This is a genomic window from Roseococcus sp. SDR (genome assembly GCF_019083995.1).
Lineage (GTDB): Bacteria > Pseudomonadota > Alphaproteobacteria > Acetobacterales > Acetobacteraceae > Roseococcus.
The window spans coordinates 1-939 of sequence record NZ_JAHRCU010000057.1 but is presented as its reverse complement, the minus strand read 5'-3'; the positions used below and the strand labels follow the sequence as shown (position 1 = coordinate 939).

Below are 939 nucleotides of genomic sequence, written 5' to 3'. Positions count from 1 at the left end.
GCCGATGGGGTCCACGCATGAAGATCACGCCGCAATCCATCCCCGATGTGCTCCTGATCGAGCCCAACCGCTTCGGCGATGCGCGCGGCTTCTTCAGCGAGGTGTGGAAGCGCAGCGCACTGGCGGCAGCTGGCTTCACCGTCGATTTCGTGCAGGACAACCACTCGCTCTCGCGCGAGGTGGGGGTGGTGCGCGGCCTGCATTTCCAGCGCCCGCCGACGGCGCAGGGCAAGCTGGTACGCGTGGTGCGCGGACGCATCCTCGATGTGGCGGTGGATGTCCGGCAGGGCAGCCCGACCTATGGGCAGCACGTGGCCTGCGAGCTCTCGGCCGAGAACTGGCACCAACTCTGGGTGCCGCGCGGCTTCGCGCATGGCTTCATGACGCTCGAGCCGGACACCGAAGTCCTCTACAAGGTGGATGCCGAGTATGACCGCACGACCGATGCGGGCATCGCCTGGGATGATCCGGCGCTGGGCATCCAATGGCCCGTCCCGGCGGGCGGCGTGATCCTCTCCGACAAGGACCGCAACGCGCCGCGCCTGGCTGACATCCCGGCGCCCTTCCCCCAGGGGTCGGTCTGATGCGTCGCATCCTCGTCACCGGCCAGGGCGGCCAGCTGGCCACGGGCCTGGCGGAGAGCCTGCCCGCGCAGGGTTTCGAGGCACTGCTGGTCGGCCAGCCGGATTTCGAGTTCGACAAGCCCGCGACGGTGATCGCGGCCTTCGCGGCGCTGAAGCCCGAGGCGGTGGTGAATTGCGCGGCCTGGACGGCGGTGGACGCGGCCGAGGAGGATGAGGCCGGCGCCTTCCGGGCCAATGCCCTGGGCCCCGCGCTGCTGGCGAAGCTCTGCGCCGAGGCCGGCATCCCGCTGATCCAGATCAGCACGGATTATGTCTATGACGGGCTGAAGGGCGCGCCCTATCTGGAGAGCGACCT

The 939-nt window shown here is 69.2% G+C and carries 2 protein-coding genes; both read left to right on the top strand.

Annotation, left to right across the window (positions count from 1 at the left end; all coding sequences use genetic code 11):
- Positions 1 to 17 precede the first annotated feature (17 nt).
- The gene (gene rfbC, locus KTR66_RS24640; RefSeq protein ID WP_213617405.1) at positions 18 to 584 is read left to right on the top strand and encodes a dTDP-4-dehydrorhamnose 3,5-epimerase; all 567 of its coding nucleotides are present in this window, start codon (positions 18 to 20) and stop codon (positions 582 to 584) included.
- A partial coding sequence (locus KTR66_RS24635; protein WP_213617404.1) for a sugar nucleotide-binding protein occupies positions 584 to 939 on the top strand: 356 nt, incomplete at its 3' end. The genes rfbC and KTR66_RS24635, both read left to right, overlap by 1 nt.

Bases quoted from the DNA above. Each gene is read 5' to 3' on its own strand.
- rfbC (WP_213617405.1), top strand. From the start codon at position 18: ATGAAGATCACGCCGCAATCCATCCCCGATGTGCTCCTGATCGAGCCC.